The following is a 6403-nucleotide window of genomic DNA, read 5'->3' on the forward strand; positions in this document are numbered from 1 at the left end:
GATGCACCCACGGGCGGCAAGGCTTGCTGAGTGACTCCGAGATCATCGAAGAACCCAACCATCATCGAGGTCGCTCGCCGGGCCGGGGTGAGTTCCGCCACCGCAGGGCGCGTACTTGGTGACTACGGCTACAGCAGCCCCGAAGTTCAGGAGAAAGTGCGCGCCGCCGCAGCCGCGCTGGGCTACCGCCCCAACCGCCTGGCCAAAGGTTTGATTACCGGCAAGACACAGACCATCGGAGTTGTAGTCGGCGACATCGAAAGCCCATTCTATGCGAGCGTGCTGCGCGGAATAGGGGACGTCGCGCGTAGCGGAGGCTTCGGCGTCATCGTTACGAACAGTGACGAAAATGCCGAACTCGAGCGAGAGGCGGTTCAGCTGCTGTTGGAAAAGCAGGTTGACGGGCTAATCGTCTCGTCGACCTTTGTTGATGAGCCGGACCATCTGCGGGAGGCTGTCGCAGCCCACTGTCCCGTCGTGCAGTTCGATCGCATCACTGCCGGCCTGGAAACCGATTCGGTCGTGGTCGACAACGTCTCTGCAACGCGCAGCAGCATCGCGACGATGATCGAGGCCGGTCATAACCGCATTGCCATACTGGCCGAACTCGGACCCGGCCAGCGCGACGATGTCGGCTCCTTTGTGGCAAATACCGATCTCTCCAGCTCTGATGTTCGATATCATCATCCGAGCTGGCAGAGGCTGTTGGGCTACTTGGAGGCCCATCGCGCCGCAGGCGTCGAGCCTGACATACGGTTGATACGCCGCGTGGCGGTCTACTCCAGCGAGGCAGCCCGGAAGGAAGCGCTCGATCTGTTGACAATGCGCAATCCGCCGTCCGCACTGTTTACCGCCGACGGCGTGATGTCGACGGGCGTTTTGGAGGCGACCTCCGCGTTGAAGCTCGCAATCCCTGAAGACGTTTCGCTGCTTTGCTTCGACGATCTCGACTGGATGCAATTCGTGGCCCAAGGTATCACCGCCATAGCGCAGCCAGCGCATTTGATTGGAGCGGCGGCGGCCGAACTCCTCTTGAAGAGGCTGGTGGAGGCCACGAGACCCCTGGAGCACCGTGTTCTGTCGGCCCATCTTGTGGAACGCAATTCGATCTCAATTCGTACCGACCGGTAATCGTTCTTTCCAGAGAGGCGCTGAGGCACTATATGCCGGCGGTTTCGAGCGGCAGCGGCTCGTGGCCGAGGCGGCCGCGCTGCTGGTCGAGCCTGAACCAGCGGTGGAACTACGCTTCGTCGTGCGGTTTACGCGACATGTGCCGACCGGCGCGAGCGACCCCGCTCCTGAGGGCCTGCTTGTCCCACCCGACTCTTTCGTCAAGCGGACGCAATGCGATCGAGTCGGCACCCCCGGTGGCCTTCTTCGATACCATCGGTCATGCGTAGACCGTCTTACCGCCTCTCATGCAACGCATGTTCACTCTGAACTGCGCCTACGTCTGCTGGCCGCCCTGTTGGACACTCACGACGACCGAAGCGTGACGAAAGAAACCAAACGAGACCGCACCGTTCGCTTGGAATCGGTATGCCGATGCACGAGTTTGAATTTCTTATGAAAATCGGCGAGCTCAATCGATCGGAGCACTGTCTCTGATCGAAAAGGACGATAGCGACCCTGCCAAGATTTATTCTGATCTCGCCAGCAGGCGGACTCCACGTTCGTAAGCTTTTTCGGGACTATTTGACGTCTCGCCGCGATGAGCATTTGCCGGCTGGGCGGCGGCATCCGCCGCGGCGAGAATGAGGCGGGCTTAGCTGACGTTCATGCGGTTCGGCGCGCTTCCTGGCACGGCTCAGATCGCTGACATCATTCTGGGCGCGAGACCATACGGAACGAAACGGGAAGATTTCAGGTGGTGTTCGATCGTCAGTGGGTTTTTCGGGCGTTGGATATTCGTCTCCCTGGCGAGCCGATCTCCCGAATACACTTTATGGCCATAGCTGGAGCCCGCCACCGTCAGATAATTTCGCGAGTTTGGAAGCGGGCGACGTGCCGGCATTTCACGTCGGAAAGGGCCATTTATCAGATCTCCTTTGGCTGTCTCAATACCATCAGAATGTCCATTAGCAACGGAATACCATCTCCACCCGCCGTTGGACCAAATGCGCTCGAAACGGCCCAACCGCGCTCAAATTCGCGAACCGACCCGAAAAGACCAACAATTTCAGCCGTTTGCAGAGGCTGCGGCGTAGAAGCTTCAGCGAAAGGGACTATCAGGAGAAGTGCCCTTCCCGAGAGATGGGTGACAGTTCATTCTGGATAGATGGGTTACACTTTTGGCCCTTTGCAAGGAGAGCAAGGTGCCTTGGAAGGAGTGTAACGTCATGGACGAGCGGCTTAAGTTCGTGGCCCGTCTGCTGGACGGAGAGAAGATGGCGGTCCTTTGCCGGGAATTCGATATCTCGCGCAAGACCGGCTACAAGATCCTCGCGCGCTACAATGATAGCGGCCTTGAGGGGCTGACGGATCGGTCACGCCGACCCTATCGCCACGCCAATCAGCTTCCGTTTCAAATCGAGAAGCTGATTGTGCGCCTGAAGCAGGACAAGCCGACTTGGGGTGCGCCTAAGATACGCGAGCGGCTGGCCCGGCTCTATCCGGATGTGCACAGGCCTGCGATCTCGACGGTGCATGCGGTGCTCGACCGGCACGGTATGGTCGAGCACCGCAAGCGACGGCGCAACAAGGCGACGGGGACGCCACTTTCAAGCAGCTGTCGACCCAATGATCTGTGGTGCGCCGACTACAAGGGCGAGTTCATGCTCACCGATCGGCGCTATTGCTATCCGCTGACGATCACTGACTTCGCCAGCCGCTATCTCATTGCCTGCGAGGCGCTGTCGACCACCAAGGAAGCCTATGCCTTCACCGTGTTCGAGAGCGTTTTCAAGGAGTTGGGTCTGCCCCGCGCCATCAGGACCGACAATGGCGTTCCCTTCGCCAGCCCCAACGCGCTCTTCAACCTCAGCAAGCTCTCGGTCTGGTGGCTGCGCCTGGGCATCGACATCGAGCGCATCCAGCCGGGCTGCCCACAGCAGAATGGGCGCCACGAGCGCATGCACCTCACCCTGAAGAAGGAAGCCACCAAACCGGCTGGCGCCAATTTCCTTCAGCAACAGGCTAGGTTCGATGACTTCATCGACGAGTTCAACTCAGAGCGCCCGCATCAGGCGCTCGGCATGGACTGCCCGGCAGAGCGCTACACGCCCTCAACGCGCCCCTACACTGGCTTGCCAGAGCTCGACTATCCGTTTCACGATAAGGCCGTCACCGTCACCACCTGCGGTCGCATCTGCTACAATCGCAAGAAGATCAACCTTAGCCTCGTCTTTGCCGGCCAGACCGTCGGCATCAAACAAATCGAAGACCATATCTGGCTTGCCAGCTTCATGGACTATGATTTGGGGTACTTTGATGATGAGACATTCAGGCTCGAACCACTCCACAACCCCTTCGGGCCAAAAGTGTTACCCATGTCTCCGGTATAAACCGTAACCTATGTGTCCGGAACGGACCCCAAGAGAGGATGGTGCCAGAGGCGGAATCCAAGTCAAGGAAATTTTGTTTTGTTTCCAGATACTTGACCATAGACCCCTGGCCGTTCTAGCCAACAAAAATACCAACAAATATTTCTGTGGATTGGTTCGGTTCCCGAATATTAATTCGCTGGCCCCGGCTCGGCGCAGCTTGAAGGCTCAAAAAGCGAACTTGGGCCCAAGTTCATCCTAATCACGCGGGACTTCCCCCAGCAATCCATCCTTGACGTTGCCGACGCAAATTTTGCCGGGCTGATCAGCCCCCGTTGCGCACCCTTGTTTTCTTGCTATGATAAAAAGCATCATAGATGGGAATTATATGAAAAAAAACTTCACAACAGACCGGGCGACCACACAGGATGTGGTCGATATCGCCAGCCTGCTAAGCTGGGCTTTCGGGTTCAGCAAGGCACGTTCGCACGAATACATCGCCAACATCGGCCTCGAAGCGATGCGGCTCATTCGAGGCGAGGATGGCCGTCCAGCGGTGTGCGCGGGGCTGCTTCAGACGGCGCATGTCTTCCACCGCAGATCTGTGCGCGCGGCAAACATCGTGCATGTGGCGATTGCGCCGGAGTGGCGCGGACAGGGACTCGCTGTACCTTTTGTGGATGCTCTGTGCGATGAGGCGAAGAGCAATGGGGCGACGATCGCCACGCTCTTTGCCTCGACGCGGCCGGTCTACCGCAAGGCCGGATTCGAGCTTGCCGGCCACGAGATTATCTATGAGGCAGCGACGGCGGCACTGCCTTCGGCAAGCAAGCTTGCGTTCGATCGCGTCGAGCTCGACGATCCACGCCTAGCCATAGCTTATCTCGCAAAGACGCTTCCCGAATCCGGGCTGCTTGAACGCGGTGCCGCGCACTGGAACGAGTTGCGACGCACGCCGACTGACGCTCTCGCGGCCTACCTCGCTGACGGCGAGGCCGCCTATCTGATCCTCGACATGGGCAACGAGGCCTGCCTGACGGTGCGTGACTGGTTCGCCGCGACACCTGAAGCTGCACAAGGCCTGCTCTCCTTCCTAGCCCGCTTCCGCTCGGTCTATCCGGCGGTGAGATGGCACGGCGCGCCGCAGGACGATCTGGTGGCGGCCATGCCGGACAAGGGCTGGCGGCTTGCGCATCAGGAGGAATGGCTCTTACGCGTGCTCGACCCCGAGGCCGCGCTGCGCCAGCGCGGCTACCATGTCGACGCCGCGCGGCTCGCGTTGCGCATCGGCGAGACATCGCCGCTCGCGATCGACATCCGCGCCGGCGCAGTCGAAATATGCGAGGCGGCGCACGCGTCGGTGTCGATGCAGCCGGCAGCCTTCGCCCAGCTCTTCACGGGCTTTCGCAGCGCATCGAAACTGGCGCAGTATGGCCTCGTTTCCGGCGACTCGGCGGACATTCGCCTTTGCGACCAGCTCTTTGCCGGACCGCCGCCTTGGGTGGCGGAGCATTTTTGAGCATGATTCCAAAGAGTGGGAACCGGTTTTGGACAAGAACATGCTCGCACCGAAAATCTTTTTGAGGGGTCTTGCATGACACACGCGCTGATAGCTTCGCTGAGAGCGGCCGCGGGCGACATGACGCCGGCGCTGGCACGCGTCGCCGAGACGGTGCTGGCGCAGCCCGACGCAACGCTTCGCCAAAGCATCACCGAGCTTGCCGAAACGTCCGGATCGTCGGAGGCCAGCGTCATGCGGTTCTGCCGCGACCAAGGCTTTTCCGGCTTCCAGGATTTCAAGCTGGCACTGGCCAAGGAACTGGCGACCGACGAGCGGGCGCGCGACAACGGCTCGCCATCCGATGACATCCAGCGGCTGGTCGAAACCGCAATTACCTCGCTGCGCGAGACCGAGCAACTGATCGTCCGCGACGACGTTACCACCGCATCGCGAAAGCTCCTTGACGCCTCCGTCGTCGAGTGTTTCGGCATCGCCGCCTCGGCCGTCACGGCGCAGTACCTCGCCTACAAGATGACCCGCATCGGCAAGCTAAGCCGCGCGTCGGGCGACGCGCATCTGGCGGTGATGGCGGCGGGAACGGCGCAGCCGGGAACCGTGCAGGTGGTGATCTCAAGCTCCGGCTCGACCATCGATGCCGTGCGCGTGGCAGAGCTTGCCCGCTCCAAAGGCGCCTTCGTCATTGGTATCTCCAATCGCTCGAAGAGCCCGCTGATCGCCGTCTGTAACCTGGCTTTAATAGCCTCCTGGCCGGAGACGCCGCTCACCGGCGGCGCCTTCCCGTCGAAGATCAGTCAATTGCTCATCGTCGACGCATTGGTCGCCGAGATGACGAGGCAGGATCCGAAGCGGCTGGTCGAGCTCAGCCGCACGGCGGAGGTCGTGAGTGACCGCAGCTTCTGATTTGCCGGTGCTCGCCATCGATGTCGGCGGCACCAAGATAGCCATCGCCGAGGTGAGCGGCGACAGGATCGCCAACCGGCGGCAGGCACCGACGCCACGCGCCGGCCGGGGCGACGATTTGGTCGCGGCCATCGCCGATCTCGCGCCGAAAACAGGTTTCGGCGCCGTCGCCGTCGCGACCACCGGTATCGTCCGCGACGGCTCGCTCACCGCGCTGAATCCCGAAACGCTGCCGATCGAGGATGGCTATGTGCTGGCCTCAGCAATCGAACGCGTCTTCGGCATGCCGCCGCTCGTCATTAACGACGCGCAAGCGGCCGCCTGGGCCGAGTTCACGCTCGGCGCCGGCACGGGTTTTCGCAATTTCGCCTTTTTCACTGTATCGACCGGCATCGGCTGCGGCCTGGTGATAGACGGCCGGTTGCAAAGCGGCGCCAACGGGCTTGCCGGCCATGTCGGGCACACACGCTCCGAGCCCGGCGGTATCCTCTGCGGCTGC

At 60.9% G+C, this 6403-nt stretch carries 5 protein-coding genes; all 5 read left to right on the plus strand.

Annotation, left to right across the window (positions count from 1 at the left end):
* Positions 1–30 precede the first annotated feature (30 nt).
* Positions 31–1131: a LacI family DNA-binding transcriptional regulator gene (locus LB529_RS25950; RefSeq protein WP_095765777.1), complete on the plus strand. Its 1101-nt coding sequence runs from the start codon at positions 31–33 to the stop codon at positions 1129–1131.
* A gap of 1184 nt (positions 1132–2315) precedes the next feature.
* Positions 2316–3503: an IS481 family transposase gene (locus LB529_RS25955; protein ID WP_411962583.1), complete on the plus strand. Its 1188-nt coding sequence runs from the start codon at positions 2316–2318 to the stop codon at positions 3501–3503.
* A gap of 367 nt (positions 3504–3870) precedes the next feature.
* Complete coding sequence (eis, locus tag LB529_RS25960; protein WP_224712717.1) at positions 3871–5001, plus strand: enhanced intracellular survival protein Eis; 1131 nt, start codon at positions 3871–3873, stop codon at positions 4999–5001.
* A gap of 75 nt (positions 5002–5076) precedes the next feature.
* Positions 5077–5904 carry a MurR/RpiR family transcriptional regulator gene (locus LB529_RS25965; protein ID WP_140846235.1) on the plus strand — a complete coding sequence of 276 codons (828 nt, stop codon included), beginning with the start codon at positions 5077–5079 and terminating at the stop codon, positions 5902–5904.
* Positions 5888–6403: ROK family protein (locus LB529_RS25970; protein WP_224712718.1), on the plus strand; the 516-nt coding region annotated here is incomplete at its 3' end. The genes LB529_RS25965 and LB529_RS25970, both read left to right, overlap by 17 nt.

It is taken from the genome of Mesorhizobium sp. CA5 (assembly GCF_020165105.1).
Classification (GTDB): Bacteria; Pseudomonadota; Alphaproteobacteria; order Rhizobiales; family Rhizobiaceae; genus Mesorhizobium.

What these genes read in the sequence shown, in the direction of transcription:
- LB529_RS25965 (WP_140846235.1), top strand. Translation starts at nt 5,077, where the DNA reads ATGACACACGCGCTGATAGCTTCGCTGAGAGCGGCCGCGGGCGACATG.
- eis (WP_224712717.1), top strand. Translation starts at nt 3,871, where the DNA reads ATGAAAAAAAACTTCACAACAGACCGGGCGACCACACAGGATGTGGTC.